The following is a 24313-nucleotide window of genomic DNA, read 5'->3' on the forward strand; positions in this document are numbered from 1 at the left end:
CCGTATGAGCAAGTTGACTGCCTTTGGCGCCCCGAACGGCGGCGCCCGCAAAGCGCCAGGCCCCGCTACCGGCAGCCTGACGTAACGGAATCTATGATCGCATCGAGCGAGTTCAAGAATCCGGCGGGTCTTCCGGCGCCCCGCCATTTCGCCTAGACGCGCGACCGATGTTCGATGTTGCTCCGACCGAATTGCTGCTCTGCGCCGTGGTCGCGCTGGTGGTGATCGGTCCCAAGGACTTGCCCAAGGCGATGCGCGTGCTCGGCTATTGGGTCGGGCGCGCACGCGGCGTCGCCCGCCATTTCCGCGCCGGGATCGACACGATGATCCGCGAATCCGAGCTCGCCGAAATGGAAAAGAAGTGGGCGGAGGAGAATGAGCGCATCATGCGCGAGCATCCGATGACCGAGGACGCGCCGCAGATGCTGCCGCTACCCGAGCCTGCGCCGCCCGCGCCCGCGGACCCCCCCGCCCCGGCCGCCGACGGAGACGGCGCGCGGTGAAAGACATCGACGAAACGCGCGCGCCGCTGCTCGACCATCTGATCGAGCTGAGGCGACGGCTGCTCTGGTCGCTGGCGGCGCTCGCGGGCGCGTTCGGCGTCTGCCTGTATTTCGCGAAGCCGATCTTCGCCTTCCTGGTGCAGCCGCTGCTGAAGGCGGGGCAGGGCAAGCTGATCTACACCGACATTTTCGAGGCCTTCTTCGTCAATGTGAAGGTCGCGTTCTTCGCGGCGATCATGGTCGCCTTTCCGGTCATCGCCAGCCAGATCTGGAAATTCGTCGCGCCAGGCCTCTACCGGAACGAGAAGCAGGCGCTGCTGCCCTTCCTGATCATGACGCCGGTGCTGTTCGCGATGGGCGCGGCGCTCGCTTATTATCTCGCCATGCCTATCGCGCTGCACTTTCTGCTGGGCTTCCAGGGGAACGTCGGCGGGGTGCAGCAGGAGGCGCTGCCCGGCATCGGCAATTACCTGAACTTCGTCACCAAGTTCATGTTCGGGTTCGGCGTCGCGTTCCTGACGCCGGTGCTGCTGATGCTGCTGGAGCGCGCCGGCATCGTCACCCGCGACCAGCTGGTGCGGGGCCGTCGCTATGCGATCGTGATCGTGTTCGTGGTTGCCGCGGTGCTGACGCCGCCGGATATCGTGTCGCAGCTGCTGCTGGCGACGCCGCTGGTGCTGCTCTACGAATTCGCGCTGATCGCGATCTGGTTCACCGAGAAGCGGCGAAAGAAGCAGGCCTCCGCGACGGCTGCCGAGGAGGCCTGAAGGCGGGACGGCTTACTTGCCGTTCATTGCGTCCTTGGTCTCCTTGCTGGCGGACTGAAGATCCTTGCCGGCCCCGCTGACGGTGTTGCAGCCTGCGATCAGCAACGATCCGGCGACCAGTGCCAGCGCGATCGATTTGCGAAGCATTGTCTGTCTCCTGCGCGCGCGACCCAGCGCGCGTGCGGTTGAAATGCGCGAGCCGCGATGCTGTTCCGCATCCGAAAGAGGCGGCGAACTGTCGGCAGGGAAGGAAAAATTTGGGCCCGGAGACGTCACCGGGGGGAGGCTGACGTGTCCGGGCCCATTGTCTTGGACAGCGAGAGCGGGGGGGCAAAAGGTCGCTATCCGAAGTGCAGAACGTGCCTCGCGACACCCGGTTCCCGGCCCCGCAAAATTATTTTCGCGAAATCTACTCCGCGCCGGGCGTGGGATCCGGGACAAGCGGGAAGCAGACCTTGAACGATCCTTCCGGATCCCGTTCGAGCGGGTTGCGCAACTGGCGCGCCAGGCCTTCCAGCACGCGTCCGTAGCGGCCGGCCAGCAGGCGCTGCAGCTCGTCCGAATCCTGGAGCGCCGGCGATCCGACCACCAGGCAGGCGCGGTCGGCCTCGGCCTGGCGCAGCACCGAGACACGGATCGAGGCCGCCGGGTCGACGGTCATCGCCAGCTCGATCAGCTCCGTCGTCAGGAAAGCGACCGGGATCGCGGTATCCTGCCCGACATAAACGGGTGGCACGTCGATCAGGATCGCGAGCCGGTTCGCCTCGCCGGGCGCCGTTGCCCTGAGGTTGGCGCTCAGCTCCCCGATCAGCGCTCGCAGGTTGACGCCGCGATTCTCTTCCAGCTCCGCATAATGGTTGCGGTGGACGACCGCGAGCGCATCGACGCGGCGCCCGATCGTGGCATAGGCCGCGCCGGCCTCCGCGGTCTTCGCCGCGCGCGCGTGCAGGTTGATCAGGCTGGAGACGACCTGGAGGTTGTTCTTGACCCGGTGATGCACCTCGCGCGTCAGCCGCGTCTGGCGGGACAGGCCCCTGGCGAGCTCGTCCTCGTGAGCGGCCACGGTGCGGCTGATCGTCTGGAAGGTCTCGCCAAGCTCCTCGATCTCGCGGGCCGGGATCGTCATCCGGCGGAGCGGATTGGCGATCTCGCCCGGCTGATAGGTGGCAATGTTGGCGCGCAGCTGCCCCAGCGGCCCCAGCACCAGGCGGTTCACCACCAGCCAGGCGATCGCCAGCGCGACCAGCCACATGATGATCGGAAGCGACATGGTCAGCAGCTCGGCCGGGGAGAAGGGCACGCTGCGCACGTCGAACATCAGCGACAGCGGCATGCCCGGCACCGGCGTCGTCACCGTCTCGTGCCGCTGCAGCATGCCGGGGCGATAGTCGTGGATCAGCGCCAGCGTCTGCTCGCCTTTGCGGATCGAGAGGCTGTAGGGGGCGACGAACGTCGCCGGCTGCAGGATGCCGGCGAGCTGCTCGGCCGGATAGAAAACGACGGCGATGAAGCTGCGCGTGTCGCCGGGCAGCGTCAGCGTCAGCCCGTCGCCGGACAGGTTGGCGATGACGTCTCCGCCTTGGTCCGGCGGCGCGCGGCGCGCGGCGATTGCGGGGGCGCCGCAGACGACGCGCCCGGTGCGGCTGACGATGGCGAAGCGCGTCGGCTCGTTGAACGAGGTCGCGAGCACGCTCAGTGTGCGCGAGCAGGTCGACGCCTCGTTGCCGCCGCGCTCCAGCAGGTTGGCGGCGGAGCGGAGCGCGGCCGTGTCGATCGACAGCTCCGACGCCAGCCGGCGCGCGCCTTCGGACGAAGCGATGCGGACGGTCGCTCGCCGTTCAAGGTCGGCACTGCGCGAAATCTGTAGCGAAGCGAGCACGGCCAGCAGCCCGAGCGGCAGCAAGGCGACGCTCAGCAATATGATCAGGCGGAAACCGGCGGAGAGACGGGAGAACCGGTCGAAAACCGCTGCAGTCGCCGCGCGCGCGGGGGCAGCGCTGGCCATCCGCAGATGCTATTTGAGCTTGCCGAGCAGGTCCAGCATCTCCTGGGGAATATCCTCCTCGACGGCCTTTTCATAGACCGATCGGAGCGCGTGACCGACGCTGGTGTCCGGAGCGGCGCCCTTTTGCCTCGGAGCCTTCCGTTCAACTTTGCGCTTGGCGTTCGGAACCAACACTACCCCCCAACAACCGGCTCGCGGCCGAAATGCATAGGATTTGATGCACCCACAAGAGCGACGCAGGCGCTGATAGCCGCCTGATGCCGCACGTGAAACTAAATATCGTTTCGTTTGTTCCACCACCGCGCCAGAATATTTTTCCCGTCGGGCGCTTGGGGGGAGGGGGCTTGCCAAGCCTGCGAAGCCCGATCCATGAGACGGGCCACAGAGCTTGGAGACTTGCCCACATGTCGCTTGGTCAACAACTGGCCCCGCACCTGCCCTTTCTTCGCCGTTACGCGCGCGCCCTGACCGGCAGCCAGCAGCACGGCGATTCCTATGTGAAGGCGGCGCTGGAGGCGATCGTGCAGGCGCCCGAGGAGTTCCCGCGCGACGTCGACCCGCGGCTGGGGCTCTACAAGACGTTCCAGGCGATCTGGGGATCGGTCAACGTCGCCAATGACGACGAGCCCGAAGCCGGCACAGAAGGCGGCGATAACGAGTCGATCGCGCGCGCGCGGCTCGCCCGGATCACGCCGCTGCCGCGCCAGGCGCTGCTGCTGACCGCGATGGAGGGCTTCACGCCCGAGGATGCCGGCTATCTGATCGATGCCGACGCGGACGAGGTCGACCGCCTGGTCGCCGAAGCGCTTTCCGAGATCGAGGAGCAGACCCGCGCCGAGGTGCTGATCATCGAGGATGAGCCGATCATCGCGATGGACCTGGAAACGATCGTGCGCGACCTGGGGCATGAGGTCACCGGCGTCGCCGTCACGCGCGACGAGGCGGTCTCACAGGCCAGGTCACGGCGCCCGGGACTGGTGCTCGCCGACATCCAGCTGGCCGACGACAGCTCCGGCATTGACGCGGTCAAGGACATCCTGTCCGAATTCACGGTGCCGGTCATCTTCATCACCGCCTTCCCGGAGCGGCTGCTGACCGGCGAGCGGCCGGAGCCGACCTTCCTGATCACCAAGCCGTTCCAGCGCTCGACCGTTAAGGCGGCGATCGCCCAGGCGCTTTTCTTCGACCGGGCGACCGTTCCTGCCTAAGCCCCGGAACTTGCCACGGATGGCCGCGTTATCGTGGGGTCCATCCGTGGCAGGGGCGAAATGAAAATGGCGGAAGAAGAAGTCCATCGGACGTCGACCGAGGCTCGCGCGGCTTCGAAGCCGGGCGTGGTCCGCTACATTCTCGCCATCAGCCTCGCGCTTGTGATTCTCGCCTTCATCGTCATCTATTTCGTGTGACGCGCGGCTTTCGCGCGCGCCCACGATCACCTCGTATCCAAGGTTTGGAATGGCCGAAGCCCACGCCCGTCGCGTCGAACACGATCATGAGCCGCCCGCCGCTCCCCACGCGGCGCTGTCGGACGAGGAATTCCGCGAGCAGCTCGCGCTGGTGATCCCGCATCTGCGCGCGTTCGGTCGGTCTCTGTCCGGCAACCGCGACACCGCGGACGATCTGGTGCAGGAGACGCTGCTGAAGGCGTGGGCGGCGCGCAAACGTTTCCAGGCCGGCACCAATATGCGTGCCTGGACCTTTATCATCCTGAGGAACCTCTATCTCTCCCAGATGCGCCGCGCGCGCTTCAAGGGAGAGTGGGACGATCTCGCCGCCGACCGGCTGCTCGCGGCGCCCGCCAGCCAGGACCGGCACGTCGAACTGGCGGACATGCAGCGTGCGCTGATGCACCTGCCGCAGCCGCAGCGCGAGGCGCTGATCCTGGTCGGCGCCGGCGGCTTCGCCTATGAGGAAGCGGCCGAGATTTGCGGCGTCGCCGTCGGCACGATCAAGAGCCGCGTCGCCCGCGGCCGGGTCGCGCTGGAGGCGCTGCTGACCGACGGTGCACTGCCCTCCCGCCGCGAAAGCCCGGGGCATGGCCATGGCGGCGCGCTCGAGACGATCATGGACCAGGTCGACGACCTGAGCCGCGACGTGGAGATCGTGGCCGGCCAGCACGACGACGGCGAAGAAGAAAGCCGCTAGGGAAAACCGCTAGATCGTGATGCGGTCGAGCCGGTCCAGGCAGGCGCGCATGTCTGCCGGCAGCTCGAAGCCGTCGCGGAATGCCACCTGCAGCGCGCGGCCGACGCCTTCGGCCGGCGACGGCCGGGAAACGGCGATGAACCTGTCTCCCGTCATCATGCGCTCTTTAGGCCCTCCGTTGAACATACAGGGTCCAACGCGCTAATCTGGGTGAAGTTGCCTCGGTGTTGCGGGCGGAACAAAGCCCGGTCAAAGACTGTGGCATGGATGTAACAGCTTCCGCTCCGCTCTCAGAAGCGCTCGAACGGGCCGTCCGCCATGCCCCCTTCCTGCGCGCGCAGGCGGAGCGGCATGCCGATCTGGCGGAGCTTCTCGCCGCCGGAGATCTGGCCGGGGCGCTCAAGGCACGCGGAGCCGGCAACGACGCGGAACCAGTCGCGCGGCGGCTGCGGCTGGAACGTGCGCGGACCGCGCTGGTGCTGGGAATCGGCGATCTGGCCGGGGTGCTGCCGCTCGAAGCGGTGGTCGAAGGGCTGAGCGATCTCGCCGACCGCAGCCTCGACGCCGCGATCGCCGCCGCGATCGACGAGCGCATGCCGGGCGAGCCGCCTCGTGGCTTTGCGGTCATCGCGCTGGGCAAGCATGGCGGGCGCGAGCTCAATTACTCGTCCGACATCGACCCGATCTTCCTCTATGATCCCGCAACCCTGCCGCACCGGTCGCGCGAGGAGTCGGCCGAGGCAGCGGTGCGGATCGGGCGACGCGTGATCGAGCTGCTGCAGGCGCGCGATGCCGACGGCTATGCGTTCCGCGTCGACCTGAGGCTGCGTCCGTCCCCCGAAGTGACGCCGATCGCGCTGCCGATCGACGCGCTGATCTCCTATTACGAATCGAGCGCGGTCGCGTGGGAGCGGGCTGCGTTCGTCCGGGCGCGGGCGGCGGCCGGCGACATTGCGCTGGGACAGCGTTTTCTCGACGCGATCCGCCCGTTCGTGTGGCGGCGCTCGCTCGATTTCGGCGCGGTCAAGGAAATGCGGGCGATGTCGCACCGCATCCGCGCGCAGCACGGCCGCGAAGCGTTCGGCCCCGGCTATGACCTGAAGCGCGGGCGCGGCGGCATCCGCGAAGTCGAGTTCTTCGCGCAGATCCACCAGCTGATCCATGGCGGGCGGGAGCGGAGGCTGCGCTCGCCCACGACGATCCCGGCGCTCCGGTCGCTCGCCATGGCCGGTATCATCGGCAGCGGCGAGGCGATGCAGTTGGCCGATGCCTATCGCCTGTTCCGCACCATCGAGCACCGGCTGCAGATGGTCGACGACCGCCAGACGCACGAACTGCCGCGCGAGCAATCGGCGCTTGACAATGTCGCGCGCCTCCACGGGCTGGGCGACGGCGCGGCGTTGCTCGACCTGCTCCGCCCGCAGGTGGAGGGGGTCGGCCGCATCTACGACGCGCTGGAGGACGGCGCGGCCGAGGGGCTGCCGGTCGGCGCCACCCTTGCGCCCGCGCTGGCCAAGGCCGGTTTCAATCCGCCCGACGCGGCGCGCGCGGTGATCGAGCGCTGGCGCGGCGGGGGCGTGCGCGCGGTGCAGAGCCCGGCGGCGCGCGAGGCGCTGGAAGAGGTGCTGCCGGGGTTGGTCGAGGCGCTCGGCCGCGCCCCGGATCCGCACGCCGCGCTGCACCGGATGGACGACATTGTCGGCCGGCTGCCCAGCGCGATCAACTTCTTCCGCCTGCTTTCGGCACGGCCGCCGCTGCTGCGACTGCTCGCCGACCTGCTGAGCCACGCGCCGACGCTGGCTGCGACGCTCGGGCGGCGGCCGGAGCTGCTCGATGGATTGATCGACGCAACCGCCTTCGAGCCTGCGCCGGCCGTGCCCGATCTCGCCCGCACCTTCGCGGCGGCCGAGGGCGGAGATTATGAGCGGCTGCTCGATCATGTCCGGCGATCGGTCGGCGAGCGACGCTTCGCACTCGGCGTCCAGCTGATCGAAGGGGCCAGCGACCCGCTCGAAGTCGCCGCCGGCTATGCGCGGGTGGCGGAGGCTGCGCTCGGAACGCTCGCCACGGCGACGGTCGAGGATCATGCCCGCCAGCACGGCCGCGTTCCGGGCAGCGAGCTGGTGATCCTCGCCCTCGGCCGGCTCGGCGGCGCCGCGCTGACGCACGCGTCGGACCTCGACCTGATCTATCTGTTCACCGGCACGATCGACGCGGTCTCCGATGGGCCCAAGCCGCTGGAGGCGACGCGCTACTACAACCGCCTCGCCCAGCGGGTCACCGCCGCGCTGACGGTGCCGACCGCTGCCGGCGCGTTGTACGAAGTGGACACGCGGCTGCGGCCGTCGGGATCGAAGGGGCTGCTCGCGGTCACGATCGACTCCTTCGCCGATTACCAGCGCGAGAGCGCCTGGACCTGGGAGCATATGGCGCTGACCCGCGCCCGGCCGGTGTTCGGTTCGGATGCCGCGCGCGCCCGCGTGCAGGCGGTGATCGACGAGGTGCTGAGCCGCCCACGCGACACGGCCAAGCTGCTGAAAGACGTGGTGTCGATGCGCACCGACATGGCGCGGCACAAGCCGCCCGCGGGCGCGCTCGATGCGAAGCTGGTCGAAGGCGGTCTGGTCGACCTGGAGTTCTGCGTGCACGCGGGCCAGCTGGAGCATCGCGCCGGATTCGATCCGCGCCTCGGGCCCGCGATCGCGGCGTTGATCGCCAAAGACCTGCTGCCGCCCACCTTCATCGCAGCTTACGAAGTACTGGCGCGGATGCTCGTCACGCTCCGTCTGGTCGCGCCCGATGCGCAGGAGCCGGACGGGCCGGCGCGCGCGCTGGTCGCCCGCGCCTGCGGCTTTGGCGATTGGGACGCGCTGCTTGAAGGCTATGCCGCCGCGCGGCAGAGCGTGCGCGAAGCCTGGGCGCGGATCGTTGCGCGAAGCGAGGAGGAATGACGATGGTCGGAGAGCAGGCGCCGGACACGGCGTTCGAAGGGCCGGACGGCAGCCAGACGACGCTTGCCGCATGGCGCGGCAGGCCGCTGGTGCTCTATTTCTATCCGAAGGACGATACGTCCGGCTGCACCAGGGAAGCGCAGGATTTCACGGCCCTGTCCGACCAGTTCGCGACGGCCGGCGTCGCGCTGCTGGGCGTGTCGAAGGACACGGCGAAGAAACACCGGGCCTTCACCGACAAATACGGGCTGAAGGTCCCGCTCGGCACCGATGCCGACGGCGCGCTGCTGGAGGCGTTCGGCGCCTGGGTCGAAAAGAGCATGTATGGCCGCAAATATATGGGGATCGAGCGCTCGACCTTCCTGATCGACAAGGACGGCAGGATCGCCCGCGAATGGCGCAAGGTGAAAGTGCCGGGCCATGCGGAAGAGGTGCTGAAGGCGGCGCGGGAACTCGCGTAAACGGCTTGACGCGCTAAACACCGTTCGGCCTGAGCTTGTCGACGGCCTTCCTTTCTTCATACGGCGGTTCAGAAAGACAAGGGAGGGCTTCGACAAGCTCAGCCCGAACGGTGTTTCATAGTGCCTGATATCTCAAACGCAGCGCTGACGGTCCTCACGACCGCCGAGCCTTACGCCAAGGTCCGCGCCGCCCGCGCGGCAGCGCGCGACTGGCGATTGGGCCGGCTGGCGCATGCCTTCTCCGCCGCCATGCCCGACCGGCCGGCGCGTCCCGCTGCGCCGGAGCTGCTGCCGCCCAACCGGATGCCGAAGCGGGGTCGGGCGGGCTCCGACGCGTCGCGAATCGCGATGATCCACGCGCTCGCGCATATCGAGTTCGTCGCGATCGACCTTGCATTCGACATGGCCGGGCGGTTCGGCGCCCGCTTCCCGCGCGGTTTCGCCGACGACTGGATGCGCGTCGGCGCCGACGAAGCGATGCACTTCGCGCTGCTCGACCGGCGCCTGCGCGCGCTCGGCAGCCATTACGGCGCGCTGCCGGCTCATGACGGGCTATGGCAGGCTGCGGAGGAAACCGCGCAGGACCCGCTCGCCCGGCTGGCGGTGGTGCCGATGGTGCTGGAGGCGCGGGGGCTGGACATCACCCCGGCAACGATCGCGCGCTTCGAAGGCGCCGGCGACCTTGCGACCGCGCGCATTCTCGGCCGCATCCTGACCGACGAGGAGCGCCATGTCCGTGCCGGCACGCGCTGGTTCCGTCATGGTTGTGAATCGGCGGGCCTGGACCCGATTCCGACCTGGCAGTCGCTGGTCGCGCGGCATTTTCGGGGCTCGCTGAAGCCTCCGTTCAACGACTCGGCGCGCGAGCGGGCCGGTCTGACCCGTGCGTTCTATATGGTAGGTTGTCATTAACCAGCTGATTGCAGACAAGTCCGGCAAGCCGAGCGGGGGGCTCCGCACGGCAAGGAATCACAAGGTCCGGCGCGACGGTGGTCGCGCGGGTCGAGAGGTCGCCGGAAGGACGAGTCTTGTTCTCAACCGAAGCCAACGCGGTGCGCGCAAACAAGTTCCGCCGTGTTTTCAATATGAAGGTGATCGTGCGGTCGGCGTTCGCCATCGCCGTCGCTTCCACGTCGGTGGCCGCGTCGGCCGATAGCGGCGATGCCCAGTACAAGGCGCTGTTCCAGTCGTGGAAGAGCATGGACCAGGTCGGGCAGAACGTGCCGGCGGATCAGGGCAGCATGTCGGTGCCGTCGCTCAAGCCGGTCGCGAACCTCAACTTCAGCAGCTTCTACGGCGTGCGTTCGGACCCGTTCCGCGGCACCGCGGCGATGCATGCCGGCGTCGACATTCCCGGCCCGACCGGCACCCCGATCTACGCCACCGCCGACGGCATCGTCGAGCGCGCCGGCTGGACCGGCGGCTATGGCAACCTGGTCGAGCTGGAGCATGGCCGCGGTCTTGAGACCCGCTACGGCCACCTGTCGAAGATCATGGTGCAGCCCGGCCAGCGGGTGAAGCGCGGCGAAGTGATCGCGCTGATGGGCTCGACCGGCCGCTCGACCGGCAGCCACCTCCATTACGAGGTCCGCATGGACGGCCGCGCGGTGAACCCGGTGCCGTATCTCGATTCCGCGGAGCTGGCGGTCGCGATGAAGCAGCGCGTCAACGCGATGACCGCTCCGCTTGCCCAGGGCGGCCCGGACGGCGAGGCGCTCGGCACCAACTGAGTTTTCCGTGACACGGGAGAGGGAAGCCGCCGGCGCTGTTGCCGGCGGCTTTTTTCGTTCCTACATCGAGGGCGTGAGCGATCCCATTCAGCTGACCCCTTCCGCCGCCGAGCGCGTCGCGGCGATCGCCCAGCGCCAGGGCAAGCCGGCGATCCTGCGCCTGTCGGTCGAAGGCGGCGGCTGCTCCGGCTTCCAGTATCGATTCGGCCTGGCCGACGGCGTCGAGAGCGGCGATCTGACCGTCGAGCGTGACGGCGTGACGCTGGTTGTCGACAGCGTCAGCCTCGATCTCGTCCGCGGCGCGGCCGTCGATTATGTCGAGAATCTCGGCGGCGCCGCGTTCAAGGTCGAGAACCCGAACGCCGCGTCCGGCTGCGGCTGCGGATCGAGCTTTTCGGTCTGACCGCGCGCCGCTAGGTGGGGGGCATGCGCATCACCACCTACAATGTGAACGGCATCAAGGCCCGGCTGCCTCGCCTGATCGAGTATCTGGAGGAGCAGAAGCCGGACGTGGTCTGCCTCCAGGAGCTGAAATCCTCCGACGAAACCTTTCCCGAGGCGGACGTGCGCGCGGCCGGCTATGGCGCGGTCTGGCACGGGCAGAAGGGGTTCAACGGTGTCGCGGTGCTCGCGAAAGGCGCCGACCCGGTCGAGCGGATGCGCGGCCTGCCCGGCGACCCCGACGACACCCACAGCCGCTATCTCGAGGCCGAGGTTGATGGCGTTGTGGTCGCCTCGATCTACCTGCCCAACGGCAATCCCGTGCCGGGCCCGAAGTTCGATTACAAATTGCTCTGGATGGAGCGGCTCTGCGCCCATGCGGCGGACCTGCTTGCAGAGGAACGGCCGGTGGTGCTGGCGGGCGACTATAATGTGATCCCGACCGATGCCGACACTTTCTCGGTCTCGGCGATGGCGCATGATGCGCTGATGCAGCCGGAGAGCCGCCAGGCCTTCCGCCGGCTGCTTTACCAGGGCTGGACCGACGCCCTGAAGACGCGCCACCCGGTCACGCCGCTCTGGACCTTCTGGGACTATCAGGCCGGCTGCTGGCAGCGCGACGCAGGTTTCCGCATCGACCATCTGCTGCTGAGCCCGCAGGCGGCCGACCGGCTGGCCGACGCCGGCGTCGACAAGAGCTATCGCGGCCGCGAAAAAGCGAGCGACCACGCGCCGACCTGGGCCACGCTGCGCGACTAGTCGCTTTGTTAACCAAAAGACGGTAAACGCGGCCGAAACCTTTGGGGCACGCGGATTGGACCTGAGCGCGAAGCTGCTCGCACGAAGCCTGGCCGGGGCGGCATTGCTGCTCGGATTGGCCGGGCTTGCCGTGATGACGCCGGGGTTCGCCGCGAGCGAGGGCAACACGCTCACCATCGCGCTCGATCCGCCGCCGCCGCCGCCGCCGATGCCCGGGGTCACCGGCCCCGCCGGCGCGCCGCTGGTGGTGATCGATGCCGGCCATGGCGGCTATGATCTGGGCGCGAAGGCGGCGACGGGCGAGCAGGAAAAGGACCTGACGCTCGCGGTCGCACGCTCGGTCCATGACGCGCTTGCAAGGCACGGGCGGGTCCGCGTGGCGCTGACCCGCACCGACGATCGCTTCCTCGCCCTTCGCGAGCGTTATGAAATGGCGCGGGAGCTGGGGGCCTCGCTGTTCCTGTCGATCCACGCCGATTCCGCCGGCGACGATCAAGCCGCGCATGGCGCGACGCTCTATACCCTCTCCGCGGTCGCGTCCGACGCCGAGGCCGCCGCGCTCGCCAATCGCGAGAACAAGGCCGACATCGTCCGCGGCGTCAATCTGAGCGGGCGCAGCGAAGCGGTGACCTCGATCCTGATCGATCTCGCCCAGCGCGAATCGCTGGAGGACGCGGCCAGCTTCACCAACCTCCTCTATCGCGAGGCGCGGCCGGTGCTGCGGTTCCGCCGCGACTATCACCGCGAAGCGGCTCTGGTGGTGCTGAAGGCGCCGGACGTGCCGTCGGTGCTGCTGGAGACCGGCTACATCACCAACGAGGCGGACCGCAGCCTGCTCGCGTCCGACGACAGCCGCGCCCGGGTCGGCGCGGCCGTGGCACGCGCGATCGAAATGCATTTCGCCAAGCGCCTCGCCAGCCGGTGATACCCCGTTCCAATGCGGCCGAAACTTGCTAGAGCCGGGAGCGGATGGAACAGTCTGATGCGGCGGGCTCGCGCTTTACCCTGAAGCGGGCGGGCGATTATCGGCAAAAGCTCGGCGAGCTGTCGACGCGGCGGTGGTTCCGCTGGCTGGCCTATGCTGCCGGGCTGCTGTTGCTCGGCTATGCGCTGATCTGGGTGCTGTTCGCGCGCGATCTGCCCTCGGTCGACAAGCTGCGCACCTACCAGCCGCCGCTGCCGACCAACGTGCGCGCGATCGACGGCGCGCCGATCCACTCCTATGCGCGTGAGCGGCGGGTCCAGCTCTCCTATCCGGAATTCCCGCAGAGGCTGGTCCAGGCCTATATCTCGGCCGAGGACCGGACCTTCTTCAGCCATGGCGGCGTCGACTATCCGGGCATCGTCTCGGCGATCATCACCAACCTGACGCACAGCGGCCGCCCGGTCGGCGCGTCGACGATCACTCAGCAGGTCGCCAAGAACCTGCTGCTCGGCAACGAGCTCAGCTACCGGCGCAAGATCCGCGAGGCGCTGCTCGCCTACCGGATCGAGGATGCGCTGACCAAGCCGCAGATCCTGGAGCTCTACCTCAACCAGATCTTCCTCGGCCGGAACGCCTATGGCGTGCAGGCGGCGGCGCGCGCCTATTTCGACAAGGACGTGGCGCAGCTGACGCTGCCGCAGATGGCCTATCTCGCGATCCTGCCGAAAGGCCCCTCCAATTACGATCCGGAACGCCACACCGAGCGCGCGCTCGATCGGCGCAATTGGGTGCTCGGCGAGATGCTGCGCAACGGATTCATCAGCAAGGCGGAGCATGACGCGGCCGTCGCCTCGCCGCTCGGCACCGTGCCGCGGCAGGGGACGCGCTTCGAATCCAATGCCGGCTATTTCCTCGAGGAAGTGCGGCGCGAGTTGATCCAGCGCTTTGGCGACACCGCCGAGGATGGGCCGAACAGCCTTTATGCCGGCGGCCTGTGGGTGCGCACCTCGCTCGATCCTCGCCTGCAGCAGCTCGCCGAGACGGCGCTACGCGATGGGCTGGCCCGTTACGATCGCGGCAAGGGCTGGCATGGTCCGATCAAGAAGCTCCCGACCGACGGCAATTGGGCGCAGCGCCTCGCCGCCGCCAACCTTGGCGCCGGCTATGCCGACTGGCGGATCGCGATCGTGCTGGAGAAGTCGGGCGGCGAGGTCAGGCTCGGCTTCCAGAGCGGCGAGACCGGGACGATGCCGGCATCCGCCGCGACGATGCCGGTCGCTGGCAAGGGCGGCACGACGTTCGACGCGCTGAAGCCCGGCGACGTGATCGCGGTCGAGCAGGAAGGCGGCGTCTGGGCGTTGCGGTCGATCCCGGCGATCTCCGGCGCGATGGTCGTCCAGAACCCGCATAACGGCCGCATCATGGCGATGCAGGGTGGGTGGGACAGCCGCATCCACAGCTTCAACAACGCGACCCAGGCGCTGCGCCAGCCTGGCTCGACGATCAAGCCGTTCGTCTATGCGGCCGCGCTCGACCAGGGGATGACGCCCGCGACGCTGATCGTCGACGGGCCGTTCTGCGTCTATCAGTCGGCGCTGCTCGGCCAGAAATGCTTCCGTAATTTCTCGGGCGGCTATGCCGGGCCGCAGACCTTGCGCTGGGCGATCGAGCAGTCGCGCAACCTGATGACAGTACGCACAGCGTCGCAGACCGGAATGGACAATGTCGTGCGCACGATCGCGCGGATGGGAATCGGCAACTACAAGCCGTTCCTGTCGATCGCGCTCGGTGCCGGCGAGACCACGCCGATGAAGATGACCAACGCCTTCTCGCAGCTGGTGGCGCTCGGCCGCGAGCTGAAGCCGACGCTGATCGACTATGTGCAGGACCGCAACGGCAAGGTCATCTACCGCACCGACACGCGCTGCGCGTTGATGCGGACCTGCAACGCGAAGGATTGGGACGGCAAGCCGATGCCCCGCCCACCGGTGCGGGGCCGCCAGCTGATGGACCCGATGACGGCCTATCAGATCGTCCATATCCTCGAAGGCGTGGTCCAGCGCGGCACCGCCCAGACGCTGCGCGAGCTCAACCGCCCGCTGCTCGGCAAGACCGGCACCACCAGCGGCCCGACCAACGTGTGGTTCATCGGCGGCTCGCCGGACCTGATCGCCGGCACCTATCTCGGCTATGACCAGCCGCGGCCGATGGGCGGCTATGCCCAGGGCGGCACGCTTGCCGCGCCGATCTTCAAGCAGTTCGCGCGCGAGGCGCTGAAGGACATGCCGATCGTCTCGTTCCGCGCCGCGCCTGGCATCCGCATGGTGCGAATCGATCGCCGTTCGGGTCGCAAGGTGTTCGGCACCTTCCCGTCGCTGACCGAGGCCAAGCCCGCGGTCATCTGGGAAGCGTTCAAGCCGGAAAGCGAGCCGCGCCGCACGATCCGCCGCGAAGAGATCGCCGCGCGGCCCAAGGAGAAAATGCTTCCGCCCGACGTTCCCGTCCGCCAGGGCCCGCGCGACAGCGAGTTCCTTGAGCGCGAGGGCGGGATTTACTAGCTCTGCAGCCGTTCAGGCTGCAGAGCGTGTCCCGGCGAAGGCCGGGATCCAGTTCAACGATAATGCCTGGGCCCCGGCCTTCGCCGGGGAACAGACCACGGAGTTAATGATGCGCGCCGAAGCGCAAGCCCATGTCGACCAGATCAACGACGCGCTCGCGCTGCTCAGGCGATTCCTCGACTGGGACCGGGCGCTGCGCCGCCTCGACGAACTCAATGCGAAAGTCGAGGACCAGTCGCTCTGGAACGACCCGAAGCAGGCGCAGGCGGTGATGCGCGAGCGCCGGCGGCTCGACGAGGCGATCACCGCCACGCGCGCCATCGAGCGCGAGCGCGACGACACGGTCGAGCTGATCGAGCTGGCCGAGGCCGAGGCCGACGAGGCGCTGGCCGACGAAGGGGTGGCGAGCCTTGCCGCGCTCGCCGAGCGGGCGGAGCGCGACAAGGTCGCCGCGCTGCTTGCCGGGGAGGCCGACGCCAACGACACCTATGTCGAGGTCAATGCCGGCGCCGGCGGGACCGAGAGCCAGGATTGGGCCGGCATGCTGCAGCGCATGTACACGCGCTGGGCGGAGCGGCACGGCATGAAGGTCGAGCTGATCGACTATCATGCCGGCGAGCAGGCCGGCATCAAGTCCGCGACTTTGCTGCTGAAGGGCGAGAACGCCTATGGCTATGCGAAGACGGAAAGCGGCGTCCACCGGCTGGTCCGCATCAGCCCCTATGATTCCAACGCGCGCCGTCACACCAGCTTCGCGAGCGTCTGGGTCTATCCGGTGGTCGACGACAATATCGAGGTCGACATCAATGACGCCGACCTGCGGATCGATACCTTCCGCTCGTCGGGCGCCGGCGGCCAGCACATCAACACCACCGATTCGGCGGTGCGGATCACCCATTTGCCGACCGGCATCGTCGTCCAGTCGCAGAGCCAGCGTTCGCAGCACAAGAACCGCGCCGAGGCGTTCAGCCAACTGCGCGCCAAGCTGTTCGAGCTGGAGCTCCAGAAGCGGGAGGCCGAGGCCAATGCCGCCAACGCGACCAAGACCGATATCGGCTGGGGCCACCAGATCCGCTCCTACGTGCTGCAGCCGTACCAGCTGGTGAAGGACCTGCGCACCGGCGTCACCTCGACCGCGCCCGGCGACGTGCTCGACGGCGATCTCGACCCGTTCATGGCGGCCGCGCTCAGCCAGCGCGTGACCGGTGAGAAGGTCGAGGTCGAGGACGTGGAATGATGCGCGCCGCGGCCGCCCTTGCCGCGCTGATGCTGCTGAGCGCCTGCGAGGCGCCGGCCGAGCACAATGCTCTGGCGGCGGACGACCATGCGTCCGATTTCCCGCAGGCGCACCGCCCGGTCGCGAAGATCGTCTCCAGCCGCTGGTCGGACGAGGAAAGCCGCGACCGGCTGAAGGAAGCCGCCGAGGTGATGAACCGCGCCGGCGTCGCGCCCGGCATGACGGTCGCCGATATCGGCGCCGGCGAGGGCTATTACACCATCCGTCTCGCCGCACGCGTGGGCATGAAGGGCCGGGTGCTGGCCGAGGATATCGTGCCCGAGGTCCGCAATGCGCTCGCCGAGCGCGTTAATCGCGAGCGGCTCGACAATGTGTCGGTGCGGCTCGGCGACGCGGCCGATCCGAAGCTGCCGTCGAACAGCTTCGACCGGGTGTTCATGGTCCACATGTACCACGAGATCGAGGAACCCTATGAGTTCCTCTGGAACCTGCGCCCGTCGCTGAAGCCGGGGGGGCAGGTGATCGTGGTCGACGCGGACCGCCCGACCGAAGCGCACGGCACCCCGCCCGCGCTGCTGCGGTGCGAGTTCGGCGCGGTCGGCTACCAGTTGGTGCGGATCGAGCGGATGCCGAACGCCGGCGGCTATTTCGCCGCGTTCGAAGCCCGCGGGCCCAGGCCCGAGCCGCGCGACATCAAGGGCTGCCGCTCACAATAAGGCGGATCGCGGCGACGTCAGCCGAGCACGCCCATCGTGATCAGCAGGAACAGATAGGCGCTCAACGCCCAGAAAGCGAAGATCAGCAGTGCCGTCAGCCGCAGCAGCGCGCTCACGCGTCCGATGCCGTAGGCGCCGCGCAGCTGCCGGTACATATGGACCGGCGGGATCAGCATCACCGCCAGCACAATGAGGCCGTCGGCGATGCCGATCTTGCCCAGCAGCGTCAGCGCGATCACCATCAGCGACATGAAGGACAGCGAATAGGTCACGAACACCGCGTGGTCATAGACCTTGAACTGTCGCCTCCAGGCGAACAGCAGCCACACGAACGGCGTCGAGATCGGGATCAGCGCCCAGGAGAATTTATAGGCGCTCGACTGCAGCTTGTAGAGCAGCAGGTTCGGGTTCTCGTTGGCCTTCACCAGCGCGGCATCGAGATGCGGCCAGCCGGTCGTGAAGTTCATCGTCCGGCCCGGCTTCCATTCGGTGATCTCGTTGAGGCCGACCAGGTCCTCGCGTGCCTTCTCGACGCGCGCCGACAGGGCTTCCCGTTCGACGGGCGTGGCGGCCGCGGACCGCAGCTGCTTCAGCTGTTCGAGCTCGGCCTCGGCCTGCGGGATCTTGGCCCGTGCCGCGACCTGGGCGGCTTCGGTCGGCGGCTTGTTGTCGGGCACTTCCATGTGCGCGCCGATCGCGCTGAACAGCGCGAACATCAGGAACACCGAAAACAGAAACAGCGCCATCGGCGAAATGAAGCGCGCCCGTTCGCCGTGGATGAAGCGCCGCGTCAGCTCGCCCGGCCGCCAGGCGAGCAGCGGCAGCGTGTTCCAGATCTTGCCTTCGAAATGCAGCACCCCGTGCGCCAGGTCGTGCCAGATCGCGGACAGTGAGCGATGGATATGCTCGGGCTGGCCGCACCGGTGGCAATAGTCGCCGAGCAGTGCCGTGCCGCAATTGAGGCAGAGCGCGTCGTGAGCGCCTTCCGCGCTGCGCTCGCCGCCCGCCCGTTCGATCGCGCCCGCCACCAGCGCACCGGTGACCAGGTCCCCTGTCGCTTCGATCCCCGTCATTGCGCAACCGTAGCAGAGTTGGATCGGCCCATGCTAGGCGGCTGCGATGATGTCGTCCGAAGCCCGGATCGCCGCGATGGCGAAGGACGCACGTGCCGCCGCGACGGAGGTCGCACGCGCCGGCCCCGCGCGCACCGCCGACGCCCTGCGCGCCGCAGCCGCTGCCATCCGCGACAGAGCCGCCGCGATTCTCGATGCGAATGCGCGCGACCTCGCAGCGGCGGATGGGCTCGGCGCCGCGCTGCGCGACCGGCTGCGGCTCGATGCCCCCCGGGTCGAAGCCATTGCCGGTGCGCTGGAGGCGATCGCCGCACTGCCGAGCCCCGTCGGTGAGGTGATCGACTCCCGCACGCGCCCGAACGGCCTGCGGCTCCAGCGCGTGCGCGTGCCGATCGGGGTCGTCGGGATCGTCTATGAAAGCCGCCCCAACGTCACTGCGGACGCGGGTGCGCTGTGCCTGCGCTCCGGCAACGCAGTGATCCTGCGCGGCGGCTCCGAGGCGCGGGCGAGCAATCGCGCGCTGCACTGGGCACTCGCGACCGGCCTTGCCGCCGCGGGGCTGCCCCAAACCGCGATCCAGCTGGTCGACGATCCCGACCGGGCGCTGGTCTCGGCAATGCTTCGTGCGGCGGGCGCGATCGACCTGGTCGTGCCGCGCGGCGGCAAGTCGCTGGTCGCGGCCGTGCAGGCCGAAGCGCGGGTGCCGGTGCTCGCCCATCTCGAAGGCAACAACCATGTCTATGTCCACCACGCCGCCGCTCCGGCGATGGCGGAAGCGGTGGTGCTCGATGCGAAGCTGAGGCGGACCGGCGTCTGTGGCGCGATGGAGACGCTGCTGATCGACGCCGACTATCCGGCCACGATCCCGCTCGTCGAAGCTCTGTTGGAGCGCGGCTGTGAGCTGCGCGGCGACGGCCGTGCCCAGGCACTCGACCCTCGTATCCGTCCCGCTGGGCCCGAGGATTGGGACACCGAATATCTGGACGCGGTCGCCGCCGTCGCGATCGTCGACGGCCTCGAAGCCGCATTGACGCATATCGCCACGCACGGCTCAGGCCACACCGATGCGATCGTGACCGGCGACCGTGGGGCGGCCACGCGTTTCCTGGCCGAGGTCGACAGCGCGATCGTGCTCCACAACGCCTCGACCCAGTTCGCCGATGGCGGCGAGTTCGGCCTGGGCGCGGAGATCGGCATCGCCACCGGCCGCCTCCACGCCAGAGGTCCTGTCGCGCTGGAAGGCCTCACCACCTACAAATGGGTGGGGCGAGGCACGGGCCAGGTGCGCGGTTGAAAGCGATCCGTTTGGCGCATAGGTTGAGCCAATGAACGCCCTTCCTGCCGTGAGCTTAAATCCCGAAACGGCTGCGCGTGCCGCAGAAGTCGCGCGGGCACGCGGAGAGAGCCTGGAGGCTTTCGTCGACCACGCAGTGAACGAGGCCATCGAAGAGCAGCAGGCGTTCGAAGAAGCAATGGCTGAAGCGGAACGCGACTTCGAGGAAGGCCGCGTGCACAGCCACGAGGAAGTGCTTAAATGGCTCGCAGAATCGCGCGCCCGCGCGGAAGTGGAGATTGCAAGGCGATCTAGCGCCTCATGAGGGCCGAACTCTCGGCTGCAGCACTTCGTGATTTGGAAGCTATCGAGCGCTATTGGGTACCCCGCGATCCTGACCTTTACCGAGATCTGACCCGCGCGCTGGAGAACACGTTCGAGTTTCTCCTGGATAGGCCATCGGCGGGGAGTATTGTCGAAAAGTCTAGTGTCCGGAAATGGCGGATAGGGCGTACGCCGTTCCTGCTCTTCTACAGGACCAAACCTGACTTGTTGTTCGTGACACGCATCCGCCACCAGCACCAGAATTGGCGCCGACACAATTGAACCGCATCGGCCTCCTCGGCGGCAGCTTCAATCCGGCGCATGGCGGGCACCGGGCGATTTCGCTGTTCGCGATCCGGGCGCTGGAGCTGGACGAGCTGTGGTGGCTGGTCTCGCCTGGCAATCCGCTGAAGGACGCGGCGACGATGGCGCCGCTTGCGGCCCGGCTCGCCTCGGCGCGGGTCCAGGCGCGCGGCACGCGCATCCGCCCGACCGCGACCGAGGCGGAACTGGGCACGCGCTATACGATCGATACCCTCGCCGCCTTGAAAAGCCGCTACCCGGACCACAAATTCATCTGGCTGATGGGCGCGGACAACCTGTTGCAATTTCATCACTGGCGCGCGTGGCGAGCGATCGCGCGGCTGGTGCCGATTGCGGTGGTGGCGCGGCCGGGGTATAACCGGGCTGCCCGCGCGGCACCCGCGATGGGCTGGTTGCGGCGCTTCGTCCGGCCCGCGGCCGAGTTGAGGAACTGGACGAATTGGAGACCGCCGGCGCTCGTGCTGTTGCGCTTTGTCCCCGACCAACGTTCGGCGACCCGCATCCGCCAGGCCGATCCCGATTGGCACCGCCGCGCGCTCTCGCGCGTTGAATCTCCACGACGAACGCACTCTAGCTGAGGAACCCACTTGGCCGCACAGTCACTTGCACGCACCACGCCCGAAGCCGACCAGGTTTCGGCGCTGCACAACCTCGTCCTGTCCTCGCTGGAGGACGACCAGGCGATCGAGACCGTCTCGATCCCGTTGGAGGGCAAGAGCAGCATTGCCGATCACATGGTGATCGCATCCGGCCGCTCGACCCGCCAGGTCGCCTCGATGGCGCAGAAGCTGGTCGAACGGATGAAGGGCGAGCTGGGGCGGCAGGCCCGCGTAGAGGGCCTGCCCGCCGCGGATTGGGTGCTGATCGATGCCGGCGACGTCATCGTCCACCTGTTCCGCCCCGAAGTGCGCAGCTTCTACAATCTGGAGCGGATGTGGGCGTTCGGCGAGGCCCCGCCGCCGCCCAATCCGGCGCACGCGTAGAGCATGATCGTCTTGAGTAAATTCGTCGCTGCGCTCGCAATGACGGATGCGGTTCAATCTCGTTGATCGCGCTCTAGTTGCTGCTGCACATCGTTGCGCGCGGCCGGATCGGGCGCGGACCCGAGGCCGAGCTGGTCGCGCGCTATGAGAAGCGAATCGGCTGGCCGCTGAAGCTCACCGAATTGCCGGACCAGGGCGGCCGCGTACCGCCGCGTGACCCCAACGGCGTCACCGTCGCGCTGGATGAGCGCGGCGAGCAGCTCACCTCCGCCGAACTGGCGAAGCAGCTCGAGAGATGGCGCGACGGTGGCAAGCGCGAATGCCGCTTCCTGCTCGGCGCCGCCGACGGGCACGACGCCGTCGAGCGCGACTCCGCCGATCTGCTGCTCGCCTTCGGCCGCGCGACCTGGCCGCATCTGCTCGCCCGCGCGATGCTGATGGAACAGCTCTTTCGCGCGACTTCGATCCTTGCCAATCATCCCTACCACCGGGAGGGATGATGAAGGCTGGCTGGATCATGCTCGGCGCGCTGGCCGCCGCGACCGCGCTCGCCGCACAGGACGACCCGCGCGCCCGGCTCGCCACGGCCCAGGCGCAGGCGAACGGCGCGCGGGCGCGCGCGGCTGCGCTCGACGCTCAGGCAAGGGCTGCGCTGGATCAGGCGGAACGCGCGCGCGCCGCGGCCGCCGCGGTGGCGGCGCGCATCCAGGCGGCCGAAGCTGACATTGGCGCCGCCGAGGCGCGGCTGGCGATCATCCGTACTCAGCAGCGCCGGCAGGAACAGCGCCTCGCCGCACGCGAGCAGCCGATCGCCCGGCTGGTCGGCGCGCTGGAGACGATGGCGCGCCGCCCGGTCGCCGCGACCCTGCTCCAGCCCGGCAGCCTCAATGATCTCGTCCATGTTCGCGCGGTGCTGTCGACGGTGACGCCCCGGATCGCGGAGCAGACGGCCGACCTTCGCGCCGAAGTCGCGCGCTCGGCGGCGCTGCGCCGGCGGGCAGGGCTTGCGGTCGCCTCGCTGCGCCACGGCCAGCGGCGCGGACGGATCGAGCAGCAGCAACTCGCCCGGCTGGAGGTCGAGCAGCGCCGCCGCTCCGCCGCGCTCGCCGGCAGCGCCCGGCTTGAGGCGGAGCGGGCGGCCACGCTCGGCGAACAGGCGCGCGACCTGGAGGATCTGGTCCGCCGGCTGGGGACCGAAGGCACGCTGCGCGAGCGGCTGGCAAGCCTGCCGGGGCCGCTCCCCCGTCCGGCGCGGCTGAGCGAAGCGCTACCGGTCGAAGCCCGATCCGCGCCGCCGCCGCAGCGCCTGCTGTACCGGCTGCCGGTGCTGGGGCCGGTCGTGCGCGGTTTCGGCGAGGCTTTGCCGTCGGGCATGCGCGCCAGCGGCGTGTCGATCGATGCCCGGCCCGGCGCCATCGTCGTCGCCCCTGCCGCCGGCCGCGTCACCTTCGCGGGACTCTACAGGGGCTATGGCGGAATCGCGATCGTCGATCACGGCGAGGGCTATATGAGCATCGTCACCGGCCTTGCCTCCAACATCGCCCGCATCGGCGACACCGTGGCCGCCGGCAGTCCCCTGGGCCGCGCCGGTCGCGACGGCGTCACCGTCGAGCTTCGCCGGGACGGAAAACCGGTTAATCCGACGACCCTGATCGGCTGACCTTTTACGCCCGTCGAAAAGCCTATATTCTCGATTCGCTAACTCCGGCAGGAAGTGCTTGATGTTCCGTCCCCTGTTCCGCGCCACCGCCCTTGTCAGCGCGCTCGCGCTGGTGCCGCTCGCCACGTCCGGCCTCGCCGCCGTCGACAACGACACCTACAAGGAACTCGACCAGTTCATGAACGTGTTCGAGCGCGTGCGCGCCGAATATGTCGACAAGGTCGATGACAAGACGCTGATCAAGGGCGCGATCAACGGCATGCTGGCGAGCCTCGACCCGCACAGCTCGTTCCTCGACGCGACCGACTTCCAGTCGATGAAGGCGCAGACCGACGGCAATTATGGCGGCCTCGGGCTCACCGTCTCGATGGAAGACGGCGTGGTCAAGGTGATCGCGGCGAGCGAGGACACGCCGGCTGCGCGCGCGGGGATCAAGGCCGGCGACTATATCACGCACCTGAACGGCGAGCTGCTTTATGGCGGCACGCTCGACGAGGCGGTCGAGCAGATGCGCGGCAAGCCCGGCACGGCGCTGAAGGTCACGATCGTGCGCCCCGGCCGCGACAAGCCGTTCGACCTGAGCCTGACCCGCGAAGTGATCGAGCTGAAGCCGGTCAAGTGGGAAGTTCGCGGCGATGTCGGCGTGATCAACATCAACGCCTTCTCGAAGAACACCGGCGCCGGCGTGCGCGCCGCGATCGTGGGCATCGAGAAGTCGCTCGGCCACAAGCCGGCCGGCTATGTCGTCGACCTGCGCTCCAACCCCGGCGGCCTGCTCGACCAGGCGATCGAGGTGTCGGACGCGTTCCTCGATCATGGCGAGATCGTCTCGCAGCGCGGCCGCGAGAAGAACGATATCGAGCGCTATTATGCGAAGCCCGGGGACGACACGCACGGCGCGCCGGTGATCGTGCTGGTCGACGCGGGGTCCGCCTCGGCCTCCGAAATCGTCGCCGGCGCCCTGCAGGACCATCACCGCGCGATCGTGATGGGCGAGCGCAGCTTCGGCAAGGGATCGGTGCAGACCCTGCTGCCGCTGTCGCAGACCACGGCGCTGCGCCTGACGACGGCGCGCTACTACACGCCTTCGGGCCGTTCGGTGCAGGAAGGCGGCATTGAGCCTGACGTGCTGGTGCCGCAACTCAGCGATCCGGACTATAAGGACCGGCCGCGCTTCCGCGAGGCGGACCTGCGCCGTCACCTGATCAACCAGGCGAAGGTCGATAATTCGATCCTCGAGGACGATGTGAAGGAAGACCCGCGCTTCCGCCTCACCTCGGAGCAGTTGGAGAAGCAGGGGGTCAAGGACTTCCAGCTCGATTACGCCGTGAAGACGCTGGAGCGGCTGGCCAAGCTGCCCGCCGTCCAGACCGCGTCGCGCGGCAAGTAAGCTCCGGTTCACGCACGCGTGCCCTAAACTCCGTTCGGCCTGAGCTTGTCGAAGGCCTCCCTTCTTCTTACTGAATCGGCGAAGAAGT

The 24313-nt window shown here is 68.3% G+C and carries 28 protein-coding genes; 23 read left to right on the top strand and 5 right to left on the bottom strand.

Going from position 1 to position 24313, the window contains the following annotated elements; all coding sequences use genetic code 11:
- Window positions 1–167: 167 nt before the first annotated feature.
- Complete coding sequence (tatB, locus tag GON01_RS04045; protein ID WP_157026095.1) at window positions 168–503, top strand: Sec-independent protein translocase protein TatB; 336 nt, start codon at window positions 168–170, stop codon at window positions 501–503.
- Window positions 500–1270 (top strand): twin-arginine translocase subunit TatC, encoded by a 771-nt coding sequence (gene tatC / locus GON01_RS04050; protein WP_181599883.1) that lies wholly within the window; start codon window positions 500–502, stop codon window positions 1268–1270. The genes tatB and tatC overlap by 4 nt, the downstream gene beginning before the upstream one ends.
- A 12-nt stretch (window positions 1271–1282) precedes the next feature.
- Here tatC and GON01_RS04055 read toward each other — a convergent pair whose 3' ends face one another.
- The 3 genes from GON01_RS04055 to GON01_RS04065 form a co-directional block, all read right to left on the bottom strand.
- Entirely contained in the window at window positions 1283–1417 is a 135-nt protein-coding gene (locus GON01_RS04055; RefSeq protein ID WP_157026096.1) for an entericidin A/B family lipoprotein, read from the bottom strand.
- Between the two features lie 262 nt (window positions 1418–1679).
- Window positions 1680–3275: a sensor histidine kinase gene (locus GON01_RS04060; RefSeq protein ID WP_157026097.1), complete on the bottom strand. Its 1596-nt coding sequence runs from the start codon at window positions 3273–3275 to the stop codon at window positions 1680–1682.
- Window positions 3276–3284: 9 nt separating this feature from the next.
- Window positions 3285–3449 (bottom strand): NepR family anti-sigma factor, encoded by a 165-nt coding sequence (locus GON01_RS04065; protein ID WP_157026098.1) that lies wholly within the window; start codon window positions 3447–3449, stop codon window positions 3285–3287.
- A 230-nt stretch (window positions 3450–3679) separates the two neighbouring features.
- Between GON01_RS04065 and GON01_RS04070 the strand changes: the two genes are divergently transcribed.
- From GON01_RS04070 to GON01_RS04075, 3 genes are read left to right on the top strand one after another with little or no spacing between them, the layout of a single operon-like run.
- Window positions 3680–4483 carry a response regulator gene (locus GON01_RS04070; protein WP_157026099.1) on the top strand — a complete coding sequence of 268 codons (804 nt, stop codon included), beginning with the start codon at window positions 3680–3682 and terminating at the stop codon, window positions 4481–4483.
- A 60-nt stretch (window positions 4484–4543) separates the two neighbouring features.
- A complete protein-coding gene (locus GON01_RS16565) occupies window positions 4544–4681 on the top strand; it encodes a hypothetical protein (RefSeq protein WP_181599884.1) in 138 nt (45 codons plus the stop codon).
- Window positions 4682–4730: 49 nt separating this feature from the next.
- Window positions 4731–5420, top strand: coding sequence for a sigma-70 family RNA polymerase sigma factor (locus GON01_RS04075; RefSeq protein ID WP_157026100.1), 690 nt, complete (start codon window positions 4731–4733; stop codon window positions 5418–5420).
- Window positions 5421–5429: 9 nt separating this feature from the next.
- Here GON01_RS04075 and GON01_RS04080 read toward each other — a convergent pair whose 3' ends face one another.
- Window positions 5430–5576, bottom strand: a complete 147-nt coding sequence (locus GON01_RS04080; RefSeq protein ID WP_157026101.1) for a hypothetical protein — start codon at window positions 5574–5576, stop codon at window positions 5430–5432.
- A gap of 107 nt (window positions 5577–5683) precedes the next feature.
- Here GON01_RS04080 and GON01_RS04085 point away from each other — a divergent pair, with 107 nt between their 5' ends.
- The 10 genes from GON01_RS04085 to GON01_RS04130 all read left to right on the top strand — a co-directional run bounded on the left by GON01_RS04085 (window position 5684) and on the right by GON01_RS04130 (window position 17198).
- Entirely contained in the window at window positions 5684–8371 is a 2688-nt protein-coding gene (locus GON01_RS04085; protein WP_157026102.1) for a bifunctional [glutamine synthetase] adenylyltransferase/[glutamine synthetase]-adenylyl-L-tyrosine phosphorylase, read from the top strand.
- Window positions 8368–8832: a peroxiredoxin gene (locus GON01_RS04090; protein WP_157026103.1), complete on the top strand. Its 465-nt coding sequence runs from the start codon at window positions 8368–8370 to the stop codon at window positions 8830–8832. Before GON01_RS04085 ends, GON01_RS04090 begins: the two co-directional genes overlap by 4 nt.
- A 120-nt stretch (window positions 8833–8952) precedes the next feature.
- A complete protein-coding gene (locus GON01_RS04095; RefSeq protein WP_181599885.1) occupies window positions 8953–9744 on the top strand; it encodes a ferritin-like domain-containing protein in 792 nt (263 codons plus the stop codon).
- A gap of 173 nt (window positions 9745–9917) precedes the next feature.
- The gene (locus GON01_RS04100; protein WP_157026456.1) at window positions 9918–10562 is read left to right on the top strand and encodes a M23 family metallopeptidase; all 645 of its coding nucleotides are present in this window, start codon (window positions 9918–9920) and stop codon (window positions 10560–10562) included.
- A 73-nt stretch (window positions 10563–10635) separates the two neighbouring features.
- Window positions 10636–10965, top strand: a complete 330-nt coding sequence (gene erpA / locus GON01_RS04105) for an iron-sulfur cluster insertion protein ErpA (protein WP_181599886.1) — start codon at window positions 10636–10638, stop codon at window positions 10963–10965.
- Between the two features lie 23 nt (window positions 10966–10988).
- A complete protein-coding gene (gene xth, locus GON01_RS04110; protein WP_157026105.1) occupies window positions 10989–11762 on the top strand; it encodes an exodeoxyribonuclease III in 774 nt (257 codons plus the stop codon).
- 55 nt (window positions 11763–11817) lie between these two features.
- Window positions 11818–12687: an N-acetylmuramoyl-L-alanine amidase family protein gene (locus GON01_RS04115; RefSeq protein WP_232328650.1), complete on the top strand. Its 870-nt coding sequence runs from the start codon at window positions 11818–11820 to the stop codon at window positions 12685–12687.
- Between the two features lie 44 nt (window positions 12688–12731).
- Window positions 12732–15245: a penicillin-binding protein 1A gene (locus tag GON01_RS04120; protein ID WP_157026106.1), complete on the top strand. Its 2514-nt coding sequence runs from the start codon at window positions 12732–12734 to the stop codon at window positions 15243–15245.
- A 109-nt stretch (window positions 15246–15354) separates the two neighbouring features.
- Window positions 15355–16482 (top strand): peptide chain release factor 2, encoded by a 1128-nt coding sequence (gene prfB, locus GON01_RS04125; protein ID WP_157026107.1) that lies wholly within the window; start codon window positions 15355–15357, stop codon window positions 16480–16482.
- A complete protein-coding gene (locus tag GON01_RS04130; RefSeq protein ID WP_232328651.1) occupies window positions 16479–17198 on the top strand; it encodes a class I SAM-dependent methyltransferase in 720 nt (239 codons plus the stop codon). The genes prfB and GON01_RS04130 overlap by 4 nt, the downstream gene beginning before the upstream one ends.
- Before the next feature lie 17 nt (window positions 17199–17215).
- Here the strand turns inward: GON01_RS04130 and GON01_RS04135 are convergent, their stop codons facing one another.
- Window positions 17216–18271 (bottom strand): DUF3667 domain-containing protein, encoded by a 1056-nt coding sequence (locus GON01_RS04135; protein ID WP_157026108.1) that lies wholly within the window; start codon window positions 18269–18271, stop codon window positions 17216–17218.
- 46 nt (window positions 18272–18317) lie between these two features.
- Between GON01_RS04135 and GON01_RS04140 the strand changes: the two genes are divergently transcribed.
- The 8 genes from GON01_RS04140 to GON01_RS04175 all read left to right on the top strand — a co-directional run bounded on the left by GON01_RS04140 (window position 18318) and on the right by GON01_RS04175 (window position 24225).
- Window positions 18318–19565 carry a glutamate-5-semialdehyde dehydrogenase gene (locus GON01_RS04140; RefSeq protein ID WP_157026109.1) on the top strand — a complete coding sequence of 416 codons (1248 nt, stop codon included), beginning with the start codon at window positions 18318–18320 and terminating at the stop codon, window positions 19563–19565.
- Between the two features lie 31 nt (window positions 19566–19596).
- Window positions 19597–19869 carry a hypothetical protein gene (locus GON01_RS04145; protein ID WP_157026110.1) on the top strand — a complete coding sequence of 91 codons (273 nt, stop codon included), beginning with the start codon at window positions 19597–19599 and terminating at the stop codon, window positions 19867–19869.
- Window positions 19866–20150 (top strand): type II toxin-antitoxin system RelE/ParE family toxin, encoded by a 285-nt coding sequence (locus GON01_RS17400; protein ID WP_157026111.1) that lies wholly within the window; start codon window positions 19866–19868, stop codon window positions 20148–20150. The genes GON01_RS04145 and GON01_RS17400 overlap by 4 nt, the downstream gene beginning before the upstream one ends.
- A complete protein-coding gene (locus tag GON01_RS04155; RefSeq protein ID WP_157026112.1) occupies window positions 20147–20770 on the top strand; it encodes a nicotinate-nucleotide adenylyltransferase in 624 nt (207 codons plus the stop codon). Before GON01_RS17400 ends, GON01_RS04155 begins: the two co-directional genes overlap by 4 nt.
- Window positions 20771–20779: 9 nt before the next feature.
- A complete protein-coding gene (gene rsfS, locus GON01_RS04160) occupies window positions 20780–21175 on the top strand; it encodes a ribosome silencing factor (protein ID WP_157026113.1) in 396 nt (131 codons plus the stop codon).
- Between the two features lie 77 nt (window positions 21176–21252).
- Window positions 21253–21675: a 23S rRNA (pseudouridine(1915)-N(3))-methyltransferase RlmH gene (locus tag GON01_RS04165; protein WP_157026114.1), complete on the top strand. Its 423-nt coding sequence runs from the start codon at window positions 21253–21255 to the stop codon at window positions 21673–21675.
- On the top strand, window positions 21672–22835 hold the full coding sequence (locus GON01_RS04170; protein ID WP_232328652.1) for a murein hydrolase activator EnvC family protein: 1164 nt from the start codon (window positions 21672–21674) through the stop codon (window positions 22833–22835). Before GON01_RS04165 ends, GON01_RS04170 begins: the two co-directional genes overlap by 4 nt.
- A gap of 61 nt (window positions 22836–22896) precedes the next feature.
- Window positions 22897–24225 (top strand): S41 family peptidase, encoded by a 1329-nt coding sequence (locus GON01_RS04175; RefSeq protein WP_157026116.1) that lies wholly within the window; start codon window positions 22897–22899, stop codon window positions 24223–24225.
- The last annotated feature ends 88 nt before the right edge of the window (window positions 24226–24313 follow it).

The organism is Sphingomonas horti, from assembly GCF_009753715.1.
Taxonomy (GTDB): Bacteria; Pseudomonadota; Alphaproteobacteria; order Sphingomonadales; family Sphingomonadaceae; genus Sphingomonas_B; species Sphingomonas_B horti.

Excerpts from the sequence above, each read along its gene's own strand:
- GON01_RS04175 (WP_157026116.1), top strand. The coding sequence starts at position 22,897 with ATGTTCCGTCCCCTGTTCCGCGCCACCGCCCTTGTCAGCGCGCTCGCG.
- GON01_RS04080 (WP_157026101.1), bottom strand. The coding sequence starts at position 5,576 with ATGACGGGAGACAGGTTCATCGCCGTTTCCCGGCCGTCGCCGGCCGAA.
- GON01_RS04055 (WP_157026096.1), bottom strand. The coding sequence starts at position 1,417 with ATGCTTCGCAAATCGATCGCGCTGGCACTGGTCGCCGGATCGTTGCTG.
- GON01_RS17400 (WP_157026111.1), top strand. The coding sequence starts at position 19,866 with ATGAGGGCCGAACTCTCGGCTGCAGCACTTCGTGATTTGGAAGCTATC.
- xth (WP_157026105.1), top strand. The coding sequence starts at position 10,989 with ATGCGCATCACCACCTACAATGTGAACGGCATCAAGGCCCGGCTGCCT.
- GON01_RS04085 (WP_157026102.1), top strand. The coding sequence starts at position 5,684 with ATGGATGTAACAGCTTCCGCTCCGCTCTCAGAAGCGCTCGAACGGGCC.
- GON01_RS04075 (WP_157026100.1), top strand. The coding sequence starts at position 4,731 with ATGGCCGAAGCCCACGCCCGTCGCGTCGAACACGATCATGAGCCGCCC.
- tatB (WP_157026095.1), top strand. The coding sequence starts at position 168 with ATGTTCGATGTTGCTCCGACCGAATTGCTGCTCTGCGCCGTGGTCGCG.
- GON01_RS04100 (WP_157026456.1), top strand. The coding sequence starts at position 9,918 with ATGAAGGTGATCGTGCGGTCGGCGTTCGCCATCGCCGTCGCTTCCACG.
- GON01_RS04120 (WP_157026106.1), top strand. The coding sequence starts at position 12,732 with ATGGAACAGTCTGATGCGGCGGGCTCGCGCTTTACCCTGAAGCGGGCG.
- GON01_RS16565 (WP_181599884.1), top strand. The coding sequence starts at position 4,544 with ATGAAAATGGCGGAAGAAGAAGTCCATCGGACGTCGACCGAGGCTCGC.
- GON01_RS04145 (WP_157026110.1), top strand. The coding sequence starts at position 19,597 with ATGAACGCCCTTCCTGCCGTGAGCTTAAATCCCGAAACGGCTGCGCGT.
- prfB (WP_157026107.1), top strand. The coding sequence starts at position 15,355 with ATGCGCGCCGAAGCGCAAGCCCATGTCGACCAGATCAACGACGCGCTC.
- GON01_RS04140 (WP_157026109.1), top strand. The coding sequence starts at position 18,318 with ATGATGTCGTCCGAAGCCCGGATCGCCGCGATGGCGAAGGACGCACGT.
- GON01_RS04170 (WP_232328652.1), top strand. The coding sequence starts at position 21,672 with ATGATGAAGGCTGGCTGGATCATGCTCGGCGCGCTGGCCGCCGCGACC.
- GON01_RS04070 (WP_157026099.1), top strand. The coding sequence starts at position 3,680 with ATGTCGCTTGGTCAACAACTGGCCCCGCACCTGCCCTTTCTTCGCCGT.
- GON01_RS04060 (WP_157026097.1), bottom strand. The coding sequence starts at position 3,275 with ATGGCCAGCGCTGCCCCCGCGCGCGCGGCGACTGCAGCGGTTTTCGAC.
- GON01_RS04090 (WP_157026103.1), top strand. The coding sequence starts at position 8,368 with ATGACGATGGTCGGAGAGCAGGCGCCGGACACGGCGTTCGAAGGGCCG.
- GON01_RS04135 (WP_157026108.1), bottom strand. The coding sequence starts at position 18,271 with ATGACGGGGATCGAAGCGACAGGGGACCTGGTCACCGGTGCGCTGGTG.
- GON01_RS04130 (WP_232328651.1), top strand. The coding sequence starts at position 16,479 with ATGATGCGCGCCGCGGCCGCCCTTGCCGCGCTGATGCTGCTGAGCGCC.